13 protein-coding genes are annotated in these 17238 nt (G+C 40.3%); 1 reads left to right on the plus strand and 12 read right to left on the minus strand.

All coding sequences use genetic code 11. The annotated features are described in order from the left end of the window. Positions 1–11: 11 nt before the first annotated feature. From ispF to HCG69_RS08750, 6 genes are all read right to left on the minus strand, one after another. Entirely contained in the window at positions 12–500 is a 489-nt protein-coding gene (gene ispF / locus HCG69_RS08725) for a 2-C-methyl-D-erythritol 2,4-cyclodiphosphate synthase (RefSeq protein ID WP_221649742.1), read from the minus strand. Positions 501–701: 201 nt separating this feature from the next. Further along, a complete protein-coding gene (porV, locus tag HCG69_RS08730; RefSeq protein ID WP_221649743.1) occupies positions 702–1895 on the minus strand; it encodes a type IX secretion system outer membrane channel protein PorV in 1194 nt (397 codons plus the stop codon). A gap of 45 nt (positions 1896–1940) precedes the next feature. After that, positions 1941–5687, minus strand: coding sequence for a type IX secretion system sortase PorU (gene porU / locus HCG69_RS08735; RefSeq protein WP_221649744.1), 3747 nt, complete (start codon positions 5685–5687; stop codon positions 1941–1943). Between the two features lie 84 nt (positions 5688–5771). Beyond that, entirely contained in the window at positions 5772–6386 is a 615-nt protein-coding gene (locus HCG69_RS08740; protein ID WP_002562276.1) for a fumarylacetoacetate hydrolase family protein, read from the minus strand. After that, a complete protein-coding gene (locus HCG69_RS08745) occupies positions 6386–7048 on the minus strand; it encodes a redox-sensing transcriptional repressor Rex (RefSeq protein WP_025867468.1) in 663 nt (220 codons plus the stop codon). Before HCG69_RS08745 ends, HCG69_RS08740 begins: the two co-directional genes overlap by 1 nt. 101 nt (positions 7049–7149) lie before the next feature. Further along, positions 7150–9762, minus strand: a complete 2613-nt coding sequence (locus HCG69_RS08750; RefSeq protein WP_221649745.1) for a DUF5686 and carboxypeptidase regulatory-like domain-containing protein — start codon at positions 9760–9762, stop codon at positions 7150–7152. 339 nt (positions 9763–10101) lie between these two features. Here HCG69_RS08750 and HCG69_RS08755 point away from each other — a divergent pair, with 339 nt between their 5' ends. Further along, on the plus strand, positions 10102–10449 hold the full coding sequence (locus HCG69_RS08755; RefSeq protein WP_002562279.1) for a translation initiation factor: 348 nt from the start codon (positions 10102–10104) through the stop codon (positions 10447–10449). A 117-nt stretch (positions 10450–10566) separates the two neighbouring features. On the opposite strand, the gene tsf is transcribed toward HCG69_RS08755, so the two are convergent. The 6 genes from tsf to HCG69_RS08785 all read right to left on the minus strand — a co-directional run bounded on the left by tsf (position 10567) and on the right by HCG69_RS08785 (position 17171). Then, positions 10567–11391, minus strand: a complete 825-nt coding sequence (gene tsf, locus HCG69_RS08760) for a translation elongation factor Ts (protein ID WP_195350428.1) — start codon at positions 11389–11391, stop codon at positions 10567–10569. A gap of 142 nt (positions 11392–11533) precedes the next feature. After that, entirely contained in the window at positions 11534–12370 is an 837-nt protein-coding gene (rpsB, locus tag HCG69_RS08765) for a 30S ribosomal protein S2 (protein WP_002562281.1), read from the minus strand. A gap of 117 nt (positions 12371–12487) precedes the next feature. Continuing rightward, the gene (gene rpsI / locus HCG69_RS08770; RefSeq protein WP_002562282.1) at positions 12488–12874 is read right to left on the minus strand and encodes a 30S ribosomal protein S9; all 387 of its coding nucleotides are present in this window, start codon (positions 12872–12874) and stop codon (positions 12488–12490) included. 6 nt (positions 12875–12880) lie between these two features. Next, positions 12881–13342: a 50S ribosomal protein L13 gene (rplM, locus tag HCG69_RS08775; protein WP_002562283.1), complete on the minus strand. Its 462-nt coding sequence runs from the start codon at positions 13340–13342 to the stop codon at positions 12881–12883. 527 nt (positions 13343–13869) lie between these two features. Then, positions 13870–16497, minus strand: coding sequence for a DUF4962 domain-containing protein (locus HCG69_RS08780; protein WP_221649746.1), 2628 nt, complete (start codon positions 16495–16497; stop codon positions 13870–13872). Positions 16498–16679: 182 nt separating this feature from the next. After that, a complete protein-coding gene (locus HCG69_RS08785; RefSeq protein ID WP_221649747.1) occupies positions 16680–17171 on the minus strand; it encodes a DUF4488 domain-containing protein in 492 nt (163 codons plus the stop codon). Positions 17172–17238 lie beyond the last annotated feature (67 nt).

The following is a 17238-nucleotide window of genomic DNA, read 5'->3' on the forward strand; positions in this document are numbered from 1 at the left end:
GTTTGGGTAGTTTATTTACAATCTATTTTTTCAATCAATACAGTGGCATATGCCGATATACCTTCTTCGCGACCTGTAAAGCCCAATTTTTCTGTTGTTGTAGCTTTAATAGAAACTTCATCCACATCTATATCCATCACTGCTGCGAGTTTTGTCTGCATAACAGGAATATGTGCTTTCAGTTTCGGACGTTCTGCACAGATAGTAGCATCGATATTTCCTACTCTATACCCCTTGGTTGCAATCAGTTCAACAGTCCTCTTCAATAATATCTTACTGTCAACATTCTTAAACTCTCCGGCTGTATCGGGGAAGTGATAACCAATATCACGCATATTCGCAGCCCCCAGTAAAGCGTCACAGATTGCATGTATCAGGACGTCTGCATCAGAGTGCCCTAATAATCCTTTTTCATGTTCCAGGAGAATACCTCCCAACCATAATTCACGTCCTTCTACCAACTGATGAACGTCAAACCCAAAGCCTACACGTATCTTCATTTTTATATCTTTTTCTTTAAAGTCAGTAAGAAATTAATTTCAGCCCGAAGCTATCTATTTTTCTCCGGATTACATCGAAGTTGGATGACTTTTTTAGGTTTATTCACGTAGCAGAAGTAGGAAAAGCTACTAGAAAAAACAAGAGGATGTGTCAGTAGAATCTTTGACACATCCTCTTGTTCTATTGGTATTATTCCGAAGTTATCTCCGACGACCAAATAAATCTCTGATACCGTCAAGATCAAAACCCAATGTGAAACGCAATGTCTGGTCAAGCGGATTGCTTTGCGCAGTAGACACCAGGTAAGCAGCATCAAGAGAGAATACACTCATCTTAAATCCGGCACCAAAAGAGAAGTACTTACGATTACCCTTGTTTTCATGTTCATAGTGATAACCACCACGAACGGAGAATTGGTTATGATAAGTATATTCTACTCCTAAAGACCATTGAATCTCTTGCAACTCTTCCTTGAAACCGCCGGGAGCATCACTGAAGGATTTGAAAATACCTTTGATTGGAGAGATATCATTATAGCCCTCTGTTTGTAACCACTGGGTATACTCTGCCTGGGTCATATCTTCACCGAACTTTTCTTTATATTGCTCAAAAGTCGGACGCGTAGGTACCATCAGTTTATTTATATCAAGACTGAAAGCTATCGTATTATAATCGTCTATCGGAGCCAACAACGAACCACCTAAACGAAAATTAGTAGGCAGAAACTGGCTGGAATTACCTCCATCATAAGAGATTTTCGTACCAATATTAGAAAGGTTTAACCCGAAAGACAACATACACTCACGCTGCGCAAGCATGATATAATTTGTATAATAGAAAGCGATATCAGCAGCAAATGCAGAACCGGGAGAGACCTCCTCATCCTGTTTATAAGCCAAATCAGAGTAGATATAGCGCAAAGCAACAGCAGCAGAAAAACGCTCGGATAGCATACGCGAATAAGCCACATCTACTGCCATTTCATAAGGACTGATGCTATAGGTAGAACCTGTTGTAGCATCCCCTCCCATAGGCACTTCACCCAAAGAGAAATAGCGTAACGAACCACTGATCGCTTGGTAATCACCAATGCGATAATATCCGGCCAGATAAGCCAAGTCAATATCATTAACCAATTTACGCAACCAGGGAGTATAGGAGATAGATACACCTGCGCGCCCAATCGTAAACGGATACTTTGCCGGATTCCAGTATTGTGAGTTGTTATCCGGGTCGGTAGCAGCACCTACGTCTCCCATACCACCACCACGTGAGTCGGGAGCAATGCCGAGTGAATTGACACCTGTATTGATAGGATTGAACTGATCTTTCTGTGCCCACAAACTGACAGAGAAAGCAAAAAACAGTAGAAATGATATAAATATTTTCTTCATAACCAATCTTATGGATGTGTACATATAAACCGGATTTTCACTGATTTATTGTGCCAGAATGACTATTTTCTCGGTTTTCGTACTCTCCTTACTATCACCGGAAGTAATAGAAGCACGGTAAAGATAAATACCCGGTGACAGACGCTGACCGGCGTTACTACATAGATCCCAGTCTACATAATAATAACCACCGGAAGATATTCCCTGTTCATTGTGTACCCATAACTCCCGACCTGCAAAGTCACATACAGCTATACGTACATTCAGCTCTGAACCAGGGCGGTCATGCGAAAGAATAAATGTAGTACTTTCACGAGCCGGACTCTTGCTGCAAGTTATAGAGAACAATCCGGGGCGCAACCCTTTCACAACTTCAAATTCCAAAGATTTCACAGAAGAATTATTCATGATATCCCAGGCACGGAAAGTAAGAGTATGCTTACCCTCAGACAGGGCCGGAATTGAAAATGCAGCTGTCCCCTTGGTATAACTACCTGCAACCGGAGTATAATAATCATTCAAAGAATAGGTAAGTTTACCATCAATACAAAGAGAAAGATCATGTCCAATACCGTTTCCTACAGTATTGATTCCATCTTCATCCTCCAATTCCGCTACAAAATAAGGTGTTTCATTCACTAAGCCTCCCCATGGAAAATCAGGAGTATTCAGATATACCATTATATCAGGCCCTTCACCAGAGGTAGGAATATCATCGGCTGTTCCTCCTACGAGAAAACGATCAAAAACACCACCAGCTTCCCGCTTATCGGCATCACAAGCATAGAGATTCAACAACCCCTGCTCATTGGAATAATTAATATCTAACGGCACAGGGAAAGTCAGTTCAAAGCGACCATTACGTACAGAATCCATTCCGGAGAAAAGAATCTTGTTATGATCAGTATAAGTCACAGCTCCCTTATTTAACGTATTAAGGGTACTAATAGTCTCCTTGCTATCATAAACCAAGGGGTGAACCGTTCCTGTAAAATCATCAGCAGGCTTACCATCAGGAGTAAGAATATGTCCTTTCACCGTCACTTTAGCACCAGCTCTCATAAAAGGCAATTCATCAGACGGAGGACCATCGAACTCATCCACTACCACTTTATAATCAGGATAAGTAGGCATTATGGCAGGATCCCCCATCAGATTGAAATTCAATCTATTTCCCCCATCACTACTTGCTGCCAACTTTGCTAATCGAACTATATCTCCCAACCGCAATCGTTTACCATCCTGTAGAGTAAATAACTTATCCACAAAGTTATTATTCAAGATTTTGTTTGGATCATCATATACTACTCTTGCAGCCGAAACCATCGCAATAGCTCCCCCTTTCTTATTCAACAGAGCTAATTCACCAGCTGAAGTAGCCTCCGCATCAAAACGAGTAAACTCACATGATGCGGTAAACCATATAGATAAACGAGGAGATGACAGATTTACAACATCAGCAGAAGTCAATAAATTTTCTGATGACCAGGAAGTTGTACCACTATGCCCTGTATAATTAACGAGCAACAAGCCCTGATCTAACAATTGCAATAACCGCTTATTTGCCTGAGGATAACTATAGCCTGTAGCTGAAGATTCTCTCTTATAAGCATCTGCAAGGATACGTTCTCCGCGCATACCAGAAAGGGTATTATTTACTCTATCGGCAAGATCACTAGCCTGTTCCATAAAGCCTATATCATCATCATTCCCTGCCGCATCATCTCCAACAAAGCAAGTCATCCGCTTCCAAGGACCTGCATTCTTATTATATATATAATCAATTGTCTTATCAACCACAGCTTTGGCTTCATCAACCACACGAACAGGAAAACGACCTACACCAATATCAGGAATACCACTGGTCAGCGAACTCACTTCACCTTTTACAAAACCAAAATAATCGTCAGTCATATAAGACTGTGTCTCATCCACCGAGTTTGGAAACTGGAAAGAAAGCAGGAAATCAGAAGGTTTATAATTCCTCCAACTTGCTGTAATCATGCGATTATCATAACTACAATCTCCAAAAAGTAATAGATACTTAATTCGATCTTCGGCAGAAGTCGCTTTATCATACAGCATCTTCATAAAACGACGATAAGCCGTAGCATCCGGAGTTCCGGATGAAAATTCATTGTATACTTGTGAAGCTTTCACTACCTCTACAGTAAGCCCATCCTTGTCACGATGTGCCTCTGCCAAACGTTCGGCTTGCTGAACAAAAGCAGTTCTGTCCGGCACAATAATCACCATGTCAATACCCTTCAATGCATGAAGGTTCTGATTAGAAACATCTCCCATACTCTCTACTCCACCAAAAGAAGCCGAAGTATTAACTGCCACAAATTCACGCAGGATATTACTAGCTGGAATAGTAAAGGTATAAGTGTCTCCACTCAAAGTTCCTTTGATCTGTTTATATTCTGAAGGCGAAGTAACATCCCATACAACAGTAGAAGAATTTGCACCGGAAATAACAAATGTACTTGCTTGCCCCTGAGATTGTAAAGCACGAAACGCAAGAGCCCCTCCATTCATCTGTAGCCGTTGTTTATAATTCAAGATAATATAATTCAATCGTCCTGAAATACCGGAAGCACGATTATGAGTAAGCTTTACAGTAACAGATTCCGACTTATCACCTGTCCAGAGTTGATCTAATGTACCTTCACCCGCCTTTATATAATGAGCATTAACGCTATTCGAATTAATTCCAGGAATAACTTGTGTACCAATATTTTGTCCATCAATAGCAACTGTCATTGTAGTGTTACCGGAAGAGCCTGCTCCCAAAGACCTTGCCGTAAAAACAACCCGGATACGGCCACTTTCATCGGTGATATTGGGAAGAGTAAAAGAATAACTTTGTGAATTACCTACCACATAGTCATAAGAATCATATAACTCCCGCCCTGAAGCCGCCCATGAATAAGCATCTGTCTCATGCAAAGCATATGCATCGAAAGTCTCAATAATATTAGAACTGCTACCGGTACCATCTTCCACAGGAAACTCGGCCGGCTTTTCATCACTCTCCGTCAGGAAGTAATAAGCATCATCCGAATAGAAATTCTTTATACGGACAAAAGTATCACCGGTTTTCTTCCAATGAAGGGTACCACGGGCATAAAACAAGACTCCATCGCCTCCACGATATAAAGGCACCTCGGGAAGATCATCAGCGGGGTGCTCTGAGAATTTCTCCGAAAGCAGATACCCCCCATAACCATAGATCCGCACCTTATCCGGATTAAAGAATCCCATTTTCCTTAATTCAGCCTGCGTAATACGATAAACTCCGGTATCAGAGACACGTATTTTCACAAATCGTCCGGAAGAAAGAACAGAATTTTCAGTAGTTGCTAATGTGGCTGCTCTTGTTGCTGCAAGGGTAGTAGCAGAAATCGGTGTACTAATAACAGAAAGCTTAAAAGAATTAATGCGTTGATAAATTCCCTTCCGGTAAACTACCGGAACGAACCGTACATTTAAAGAAGCTTTATCAGCAGATGTAACTACAGAAACCTCAGCCTGAGGATAATCGGGCAAAGTTACCCCTTTCGCTATTAGCTCAACGACAGCTTCAGGAGTCAGATCTACAAACTCCGGAAACTCAATCTTTACATCATAGTTATTTAAATAGAAATCGTCAGACAAAGGAATGCTTTCAGAAATTTCCGGAAGAGTTTGGACAGCAGGTAACTTCTGCCAGTCCAGCGTAATAAAACGATCCTGAGCTGAAACCGGAAATACGATAAACAATATGAGAATGTAAAGTACCCTGTACATAATAAGCATAGATTAATTTGCTAATGTGCCGGTTACCATGCAAATGTTATCACGCAGCCAACATTCTATTGGCAAACAGGCATATTACCTTATATAAAAATCGAGTAGCTTATCTCCTTCAAGGTATCCTTGCAGGTGCTGACCTACACTAACGGGACCTACTCCTGCGGGAGTACCCGTAAATAACAGGTCGCCAATTTTCAATGTCACAAAACGGCTCACATACGCAATAATATCATCCACATGAAATAACATGTCTGCCGTACATCCACTCTGCACCTCTTGTCCGTCAATTGTCAGGTTAAAATGTAACTGCTGAATATCAGCAAAGCGTTCAACCGGGACAAATGTGCCAATAGCTGCCGAGCTATCGAATCCCTTACAGAGTTCCCAAGGTCCGCCGAATTCACGAAAACGGCGTTGCAGATCACGAGCAGTAAAATCAATTCCAACGGTCACCGCATCATAGTAACGATGCGCAAAACGTGGGGCGATATTCTTACCTAAGCGGTTGATGCGTACTACCAATTCTGTTTCATAATGCACCTCGTCCGAAAAGTCGGGGATAAAGAATGGCTTACCGTCTTTCAGTATCGCCGAATCGGGCTTCATGAAGATAACCGGCTCTTGATTTATTAACGTATGTCCCAGCTCTTTATTGTGCTGAGTATAGTTCATTCCTACAGCGATAATCTTCATTATTTGATTTCGTTAAAATTCAATCGGTTAAACATAACAGCCAAATGGGCATAAAGGGAAGTATTCTGTACTACGATATTTTCAGGAACACGGATACGGAACGGTGTAAAGTTCCAAACAGCTTTAATGCCTCCCGCTACCATTACATCGGTAATACATTGCGCTATCTCAATAGGAACAGTAAGCACACCAATATGTACGTCATATTCCTGCATCTTCTTTGCAAATTCATCCGAATGAAAAATAGGAATACCATTCAGACTGGTACCTACCAAAGCAGGATTCACATCGAAAGCAGCCACTATTTCCAGACCAAAGTGTTTCAAGCCTGAGTCCTGCAACAATGCTCCACCCAAACTACCAACACCAAAAAGAAAAGCTTTATGAATATCTGTAAAGCCAAGAAAGTGCTCTAGAACAGCAATTAAGGTATCTACCTCATAGCCCACACGCGTACGCCCGGAAATATTAACGTAAGACAAGTCTTTCGCAATCTGTGAAGCATCTACATTGATTTCCTTGGATATCTGTGTAGAAGAAACGTAACGTTCCCCTCTCTGCTTCAGCAACTTAACATTAGACAAGTACCACGGTAGTCTGCGCAAAGTAGGTTCCGGTACCCTCATATTATCTTTATGCTGTATCTGACGATCCATTGTCACTTCTTTCATGCTTTAAGATTAGAGATTGGCAAATTTACATTATTTTTTCTGAAATACAACAGAGATGTCATAGAAGCTTAACATTATTTCTACATAGCAACTTAATACTCCCTGAACATTGCCAAAGGAATACTTACAGATACTCCAACCGAATGAAACTTCAGGCAATCAAAACCTACAAAAACTCCCGCCCGTAGTATTTCAGAAAGTCCCACAGAATAACCTATTTCCGTATAAGGTTTCCGGCCATATACAACTACCGAACGGAGATGCAACGCTTCATCAAACCTCTTTTTTCTCAGAAAAGGAAGTTGCTTCAACAACAGATAAGGAGTATACCAGGAAAGATTGGCCTGCGCCCAACGGGTGTTATTAGAATAAGCGTAGTTATCAAGCAAAGCGAAGCCCGTATCAAACGTTCGTTCCGTAAACGGCAGACTTGTTGTTGCAAAATGTTTAAAATCGGGAAATTGCATCTTGTCAACATCCCCAAAAGCACCTGCATTCACATACCAATTAAAATTATTAAACATGCCGAATTCAACCTTTTGCCGCGCCGAAAACTCAGTCAGATGATAAGAAGGGGATGGTTTCATTCCATCCAAAGGAAATGCACGGTCATAACGGAGTGTAAAGGTTGGAAAGCGAGACTCCTCATAAACTTTTCTTCCACGTATCATTCGGTAATAATGTGCCGGTGTATATTCCAACACAAACGAAGCTTTTAATAATTCATTCTCTGGCATCGGTACAAAAGAACTATTGGCGGGAATATTAGGTTCTGCTTTTCGCTTAAACCAGCTCCTCGATATATGATTCTCCAGCATTTTGCGTTGCTGCCAGGTAAGTGATGCAGAAAAAAGCAACCCATTGGTCAACTCTATTTCATGCCCAATAAACAAGAAACGCTTATCATACAACTTCACATCATTGCGCCCAAAGAAAGAGGAAGCAACAGAGTTTATTAACCTGGATTCTCCGCTTTCTCCATTATAATCGGAAGAAAGTACACCACCCGACAATAAAAATTGTCCATTACGCCGCGGAGCATAATTCAATGTTATTTCCCCTTCTCCTACCAGCGATTTACGGGCAGTAGTATAATAGATGGATGGAGATAGCCGAAGAGTTGCAGTCTCCGATAATTTAATTCCCCCTTCCAAACGCGCTCCTAACCAGAATCCATCCACAAAATTATATTCAGGAATGTATGAAGGCAATCCATATAAACTTAACCAAGCCTTTTTGTTCTTAGTCCGGTATGTATCTCCTACAAAGAAAGCCTGCAAAACCTTTCTTGTGATAGAACGTCCTTTTACACTATCTTTCCGAAGTGAATCTTTCGGAGCTATCAATTTTTCTTTATTAATATAACTCTGGATCTCTTCCGGTTTTAAAGGAACACTACGAACTGCCGCCCAGTAGAGAGAATCTTTTTTATCTGCCAATGAGTCAGTTGCTACATTCCAACGGTCGGCAAGTGATCTCCGCTCATACTTATGCTCAGATTTTAACGTATCGGACGTTACAATTGATTTCTCCATCAGCTTGGATAACTTATAAGCCTCGCTCATTGTCAAATCTTCTTTTGCAGAGAGTTCTTTTATCTGCTTCTGTACCTTTTCCTGTTTCTTCGTGATTTTTGGATCAGCTACCGTAGCCTTAGATGTCTTTTGTTCCTGTATCCCAAATCCGCCAACAGTTTCTACACGTTCATAATGTACCGAAGCTAAATAAGACGCTTCCGCCTTGAGCCCCATCATATCAATTGTGCATTCCATACTGGTAGAAGTAGCTAAAAAAGCAGAAGGCTGCACTTCTTTACAAGTCACTTTTACCATGGTTTTTAATCCGCTCATACGAACCGAAAGACTGGCTGCAGAAACACACCAGAGATCTTCAACAATATACAGATCGCCCGCCACTAATTGCGGATTATCTTTCTTAGGAATCACCTTGATTTTATTTATCATATGACCACCTTCGGCATAAAAGCCTTCCATTTTGAAACGGTAATAAGAAAAGGCACCTTTACTCAATGGAGATACCTTATCAAAAATGGTAGGATTATAAAGATTGACAGTTGCCAGCCCCATGCTTATCTTAATCTCTTCCGGAAAAGTATTACTATAAGCTTTCACCGTATCTTTCCAAGTATTGGGAGCTTTGAACGTAACTTTACGCTGTTCTTCCAGCAAGAAAAGTTTCCCCAACATTTTCTTCGACTCCGTTCTTACCTCCTTGGATAGTTTTAATACAGCAGGAATACTTTTCACTTTCCCTGTACCCTTCAAATAGGTTTCAGCAGTAAAACCAGTTACCTGAGTCCGATAATAGGGCGCATTGGCTATCGCTCTTCGCATAACGGCATACGCAGGGTCTTCCGCTCCTTTTACCACACTTACTTCATTCAGAGAATAGATACGTTCAGCAAGTACAACATTCTTTTCTAATCCTCCGACAGGCATCTGTATAGAAAGACTCTGTCCTGTATATCCCAGCGAAGAAATCTCACAAGTATAATGTCCAGGTTTAAGTTCTGTTTGAAAGCACCCATTATCATCTGTAGTAAATCCCCATCTCAATTCCTTCAAATAAAGAGATGCATAAGGCACCGGTTCTCCTTTCTCATTTGCAATTCTCCCTTTAAACACTTGTGCTATAGAAGGTAAAGTTAAGAAACAGAATATTATAAACCATAAATACCTTTTCATTCCAGTTTTGTTTTACTAAGTAATCGTTCTAAATTATATGATACTATTACTGAAACGCAGATTATCGCAGATTCACGCAAAGAATATCATCGCTCAAGTATAGCGCAGCCATTTAATCTGCGATCATTTGCGTTTCAATAAAAAGCTGTCATAGTTACTACTTATCATAATATATGTATTAGACGACAAAAAGCACAAAAGATTGCAAGGATCAATACAAAATATTACTTTTGCCCAAAAGCAAAGATAAGCTGCCCCTCGACATAAAAAATGAATGAGTTCATTTTATTCTACTCCCGGTTTGCATTATCTTTGACCTTATATAAAAGAATAAATGATATGAAGAATAATGACTGGAAAGAACGATTGAATGTGGTTTATTCTACAAACCCGGATTTCAATTATGAAATGGATGACGATGAGGAACAGGTAACACTTGCCCCCGCCCAGCAAAACCTACGCGTACAACTGGACCGTAAAAACCGGGGTGGAAAGGTAGTAACACTCATCACCGGTTTTGTCGGTACCGACAATGACCTGAAAGAATTGGGAAAGCAACTAAAAACCAAATGCGGTGTAGGAGGAGCAGCAAAAGATGGAGAAATCATGATACAAGGCGATTTCAAACAAAAAATACTTGAACTCCTAAAAAAAGAAGGTTATACAAGAACCAAACCTATAGGTTAGTGGTGCTTCCCGCACGGGGAGGTGCGACAGGCGATGAATAATATATAATGCAAAACAAGAAAACGGCCGCTATGGAACTATTTCCGAGCGGCCGTTTTTATATTTTTTATTACTGAATTATTCAGCTCTTAAAGTAAAGCGTTTGAATGCAGTAACAGTCAGATCTTTATCTACTGACTTCAGGTATTCAGCAACAGTCATTTTACCATCCTGAATGTATTCTTGCTTCAACAAGCAAACCTCTTTGTAGAACTTGCTGATACGACCCATAGCGATCTTTTCAATCATGTTCTCAGGTTTACCTTCCTGACGAGCTTTGTCAGCTGCAATTTCTTTTTCTTTTTCCAATACATCAGCAGGTACACCAGCTTCGTCCACTGCAATCGGGTTCATTGCAGCAACCTGCATAGCAACCTCGTGACCAACCTTCGGATCTACTTCTTTGCTCAAAGCAACCATTGTACAAAGGAAGTTCTTACCCTGGTGGTTGTAAGTAGCAATAGCAGAACCTTCCAGAGTCATGTAACCATCCAGTTCCATTTTTTCTCCAGTGATACCACTTCTGTCTGTTACAGCCTGAGCAATAGTAACGTCACCCATTGGCAAAGCCTGTACTTCTTCCAGAGTCTTGCACTTGTTAGCTACAGCAGCATCCAGAATATCCTGAGTTAATTTAATAAAATCTTCATTTTTAGCAACGAAGTCAGTTTCGCATTTCAAAGCAATGATAGCACCAAAACCATCAGCAACTTTCACGAGTACACAACCTTCTGAAGCTTCGCGGTCAGAACGTTTTGCAGCAACTGCCTGTCCTTTTTCACGGATAATTTTCATAGCGCCATCAAAGTCACCATTAGCTTCTGTCAACGCATTTTTGCAATCCATCATACCAGCTCCGGTCATTTTGCGCAGCTTGGTTATATCAGCCATTGTTACAGCCATAATATTTTCCTATTTTAAGTTCGTTTATAAAAAAAGTAGTCAAGTATTAAGTAGTTAAGTAGTCAAGTAGAATGTTGGCTACAAAAAGTAGAAGTATTGCTACTTACTACTTAACTACTTACTACTGACTACTTACAATATATTAAGCCTCTTCGTCTTCCTTAATGAAAGCAGCAGCTTTAGCTGCATTGATTGCTTCTTCGTCGGACTTATCGAGTCTAGCCTTAGTTGATTTTTTCTTGCCTTTGTTAGCAGGAGCTTCACCAGCTGCTTCCATATCAATTTTCTCAGCTTTTCTTTCTTCCAAACCTTCCTGCATAGCAGCGCAGCAAGCTTCAAGAATTACTTCGATTGATTTAGTAGCATCATCATTTGCCGGAATTACGAAATCTACATTTGAAGGATCTGAGTTAGTATCAACAATACCAAATACAGGAATACCCAAACGGTTAGCTTCGCGAACAGCGATGTTTTCTTTCATTACGTCAATAACGAACAGAGCAGAAGGCAAACGAGTCAGGTCAGCGATAGAACCCAATGTTTTGTCCAGCTTAGCACGCTGACGAGAGATCTGAAGGATTTCTCTTTTAGAAAGATTAGAGTAAGTACCATCGTTAGTCAACTTATCGATAGTAGCCATCTTTTTCACAGCCTTACGGATAGTAGGGAAGTTAGTCAACATACCACCCGGCCAGCGTTCGATAACATAAGGCATATTTACAGATGCAGCTTTATCAGCTACAACTTGTTTAGCTTGTTTTTTAGTAGCAACAAAAAGGACTTTCTTGCCTGATTTTGCAATTTGTTTCAAAGCTTCAGCAGCTTCGTCTACTTTTGCAACAGTTTTGTGGAGGTCAATGATGTGAATACCATTGCGTTCCATGAAAATATAAGGAGCCATTGCGGGGTTCCACTTTCTTTTAAGGTGTCCGAAGTGGCAACCGGCTTCCAGTAATGTATCAAAATTTGTTCTTGACATCTTGTTTTTTCTTTAAATCGTTTACTTTCTTTTTTGTTTTTCTAAACCAACCGCCGGGTAGCCTGATCAAAGAGTCCCGGTAGTTTAGATACTAAACATATTCCGTCAGGCAGCACATTAACGCTTACTGAACTGGAATCTTCTACGAGCTTTCGGCTGACCCGGTTTCTTACGTTCAACAGAACGGGGATCGCGTGTCATGAATCCTTCAGCACGAAGAGCAGCTTTATCTTCAGCATTCATCTTAACCAGTGCACGAGCAATAGCTAAACGCAGTGCCTGAGACTGACCAGTGAAACCACCACCACACAAGTTTACTTTGATGTCATACTTCTCAGCAACACCTAACTTGTTCAACGGTTGTTTTACTACATACTGAAGAATAGTTGATGGAAAGTACTCTGCAAGGTCTCTCTTGTTAATAGTAATCTTTCCTGTACCTTCGCTTACGAATACGCGTGCAATAGCACGTTTACGTCTGCCTAATGCATTTACTACTTCCATTATATCTTATTTAAGTAAGTTTATATCAATTGATTTCGGGTTCTGTGCATCGTGTTTGTGTTCGCCACCAGCGTATACATACATATTGCTCAGCAATTTAGCTCCCAGTCTATTTTTAGGAAGCATACCCTTTACTACCTTTCTCAGTAATCTGTCTTCGCCGTTAGGTTTAGCGATCAAACGGGCAGGAGTCATTTCTCTCTGACCACCAGGATAACCTGTATATGACAAATAAACTCTGTCATTCCATTTGTTACCAGTTAATTTAACTTTGTCTGCATTAATGATAATAACGTTATCACCGCAGTCTACATGAGGAGTAAAGTTTGGTTTATACTTTCCTCTCAACAGTTTCGCAACTTTTGCGCCCAGACGACCTAAAGTTTGGTCTGTAGCATCAACAATAACCCATTCTTTGGTTACAGTTGCCTTGTTTGCAGAAATGGTCTTGTAACTTAAAGTATCCACTCTTAATTTGTTTTTTAAATGTTACTACTAAAAATTTGCTCACCACTTATTAATCTTCCCCGGACAAAGGAAGATTAACTTGCTATGAATTAATCTCTTATCCTTTTATGATAATAATCGGCTTGCAAAAGTACGGCTTTTCTTTGAATTGGCAAAGTATTTCTATCTTTTTTTGGATTTATCAGATTGAAAGACAAGGGTAAGAAAAACATAAGACAAATCCGGAATATTCATAAAATCATAAGGACCATACTAAGTCCTATCTTGTTTCCCGGCAAATTGTTTATATCTATTTTATATTATAAGCAAAACGCAAACACCAAATCAACAATATTTACATGAAGAAACAGTTACCAGTAAAAGTAACTCTATATATATCCCCCATTCAGACCACTCCGTTCTATATTCCCTATATCTGAAGTACTTTTTATATAGACTCCCCCTTACGTCGCCCTGCCACTCTGACAAACAGAACCTTGCAGAATTACGCAAGAGGGTAGTTGAAAAAGGATACTGTATCAGTATATTTAAATTTCCAGTTCCGGAACCTGGTCTTTCAAAGTCACAGTTCGCTCCTCTTCTGTTATCTTTGTACTTCCATCATATTCCAGAATAATGTTTTCTGCTTTATTCTCTATTGTAAAAGTAGCTTTCCCTTTGGGAGATATATTCATTTTTATTATCCATTCACCGACTTTTAAGGTATCTTCCGATATCTTTTCAGGAACAACGCCGCCGCTCCCCTGTTCATGTGTACTCACAACAGTAGCAAAGCGGTATACCGGACTATACGGAGATATCGCTGTAAAATGCCAGTGATTTTTGTATGGAGCAAAATATCCTTTGTCATCTGCACGTAGCCAATTGACAGCCGGATAGAAAAACTGATCTGTCTGCTTCATCTCCAGTTTATCATTTGCAAAAAGATAAGCATCCGACACCCCTCCTGCATTCGTTGCAGTAATGTGCGTCATACCCTTATCATTTTTTATAATCATCGGATGTTCTATTGTGTGCAAAAGATAACTCCAGGTGACAGCTGTATCGGCCTCCAATTCATCATAAATAAAAACAAGTCCCGCATTTCCCAATTCAACAACATGCCGCCGAAAAGTCTTCAACCGATTCTTATCCCAGCCATTAGCAGGTGAATACTCAAGACCAGAGTCCCGTCCACGAGCCAACCAAAGAGGAGAAACCACCTCACCATAAGCATTGGAAGCATCTCCTACAAAATAAGATATTCGTTTACCTGTATAATATCTTGGAATCCATCCATATCCTTCGGTACCTATTCTCTGTCCCATACCGTTGACAAGAATACTATTGTGTGCTCGTGTGCTTCTATGACAATATACACTATGTTCATCCGTGAAACTTATGTGATGTCCACTACTGTAAAAGAGAGGTTTCCCGCCGAAGAATGTATTGAAAGCATTTTGATTGGCAATAGCATGCGAAGTCGATCCATACGGACTACTACGAAAAGTAAGCATCGCATTCCGACTGAAATTCTCCCAATCAGACATCAGTGTCACCACCCCCGTTTGTGGAAACACATAAGCAAGAGGAAGATCTTTCATTTTCTTACCTTCCGGCAAAGGGGTATGATTCTGAAGACGAAACCAGGAAAGATCTCCCGTCTTAGCCATAAAGGCTTTACGCAACAACTCCGGTTCCTTTTGCAAAATACACCGTACATAATCGGCACTATAAGTATTGTTTATTAACCGGGCCAGCGCATCGGCATATCCCACACGAACTCCACTGGGCTGCAACACATTTTGATGAGAACTTCCATTACCCGCTGATTTCGAGAAAGGCGGCTGTTGATAGATGACGTACATAGCCGAACCCTCATACCATGGATCAGAGAAAAAATCATACCCGCTAATACGGCTATAAAAATAAGGTACTTCTATTAGTGTACGAATATTAACATGAAAATAAGAATCACCGTTATGCCATGCACCATCCTGGTTTAATCCAGGAAAACGAGCCACCCACAAATTATAGCAATAATCAGCCCACACTTCGGCTTCCGGCAGATCACCATACACACTGAAAGTCGCCATCGTAAAGATACGAAAAGCCATTTGCCAGACATGATTATCGGCAATATGATTCTCCAGATGATTATTGAAGCGATTAAAAAACTTTGTTCCATTCTTTTGCACCTCTTTCAATAATAATCTTCTTTGCAAGGCATCCAACTTATCATAAAAAGCATCATAAGCCATAGAACAAAGAGAAAGTAATGCCGATTCATTAAAATCACCTACAAAATTCGGACTCTCCTCCCACTTTATCATTTCGAGGATGCGCTTCATTGCTTCTTCATAATAACGATCGTCCTTAGTCAACAGATAGGCACGCACAAATACCTCAGCATTAACCTCTTCCTTATCTACAATACGCCGGCTTTCCCGGGTAAGAAGTGCATTACGTTTTACCTCATTATCCAAACCAGCCATTTTACTTGTATCCGTGTCATCAATATGTTTCATCGGAACTTTCAATGTCTTTTCTGCACGTGCAATATACCAGGCACGTTCAGGAGCATCCTGACTTTGAGAAATAAAGGTATCCCACTCGTCCGAAGCAATCAATACACGTGGATGCTCCGATGGCAGTTTACTTATAAACGTTTTGAATGAGGGAGGAGAAAAACGATCCTGATTCGGTTCTTGTGTGAATTTCAAAACCTCCGACCAGGAAGTCTTTCCTCCTTCTACATATCCGTATTGCCAGTACCAGATACCATCTGCAAGAGGAAATTCGGGATTATAAAAAGGCCATGAACAAACCGCTTCTATTACATTACTTTTAAAATTACGGTCTTGTGAAAGACGAACCCGGTACATTTGAGATGATTTACTTACTTTAGTTGTCTCCATACCATCGAGTCCACTCCCATGTATCTGATTATCTCCAGCTAAAGGCCACATCAAAGAAACAGCCCGCTCACCAACCACCGCATTATTCAGTGGAGAGGGAGTTTCCCGCATTTCATGCATCAACATAGCGTCTGACAAACGGATAGTCACCGGATGATCTTTTGAAGTCAAGTAGTGAATATAAGAACTTTGATCCTGCCCTAAAAGACTTCCCGAAAAGAACAAAGCCGTTAACAAAGAAAAGAAATGATGTTTCATATATAAAAATAATAGATGTATTCAGTTTTGCCGCCTGCTATAATAGCACAACGGCAAAAGTAAGTAGTAATCGGATACTTGAATATTATTTTTATCCTAAGATATTTAGATTTTGTACAAATTCTCACCAAAATCAAAAACTCAGATCCCTTTTCTTCTTTCTATATCATCCATTCATTCTCTTACCTTACGATCTCTTCCGGAAATACAGCCGGCATCTCCACCCTCTTCCATGTTTCATGAAACCAGGAATTCAGCTCATTACCGTTCAGGTCTTTTGCTATAAAATACTTTAAATGGAGCAGATCATTATCTTCTATCTCAAATTCAAGAATATTATCCTTATTATCAAGCATAGGAAGATGAATATTCTTCTCTATACTTTCTTTATAAGAATGACCCGTCACTTGCTTATAAGTACCATATCCGGTAATGATAGCATCCTGTCCGGGAATTATGGTAAAATTCACAATCCGTCCGTCATCACTTAAAACCTTGAATGTATTACTGGGCTTTAACACCCCCGGAACATCCGGAAGCTCTGACACATAATGACACAGTTGCCAGATTCCTTTCAAATTAGCAGGTTGAAACCTCGCTTTTTTCTGAGCCATAACACCTGTTACCATCAACAGCATCGCCGTCAATATGGTAAAGAAATAGAGTTTTTTCATCGCCGTATTATTTTTAGTTAATACTTTCAAGGCCTGTCGCTTACAAATATAAAAAAATCTTTTGATA

Source organism: Bacteroides sp. K03 (genome assembly GCF_019734355.1).
GTDB classification, from domain to species: domain Bacteria; phylum Bacteroidota; class Bacteroidia; order Bacteroidales; family Bacteroidaceae; genus Bacteroides; species Bacteroides nordii.